Below are 259 nucleotides of genomic sequence, written 5' to 3' on the forward strand. Positions count from 1 at the left end.
ATGCCGCCGTTGACGAACACGTACACGAAGAAGCTCATGCCGATGGCGCCTGCCAGCAGGCGCGAGTAGGTATCGCGCGCCTCCATGGCGATCCACAGGCAGCGGCCGATGATGAAGGCGTACAGCAGCATCAGGCCGGCCACGCCGACCAGGCCGAACTCCTCGGAGAACACCGCGAAGATGAAGTCGGTGGTGTGCTCGGGCAGGAAGTCCAGGCGCGACTGCGTGCCGTGCTGCCAGCCCCGGCCGAACATGCCGC

General features: G+C 66.4%; 1 protein-coding gene. It reads right to left on the reverse strand.

The window, feature by feature from the left end; genetic code table 11:
• The coding region (locus tag COI44_RS23745; protein ID WP_179887245.1) for an FtsW/RodA/SpoVE family cell cycle protein at positions 1–259 on the reverse strand (259 nt) is incomplete at both ends.

Source organism: Bacillus sp. AFS088145 (assembly GCF_002564465.1).
In the GTDB taxonomy this organism is placed as follows: domain Bacteria; phylum Bacillota; class Bacilli; order Bacillales; family Bacillaceae_G; genus Gottfriedia.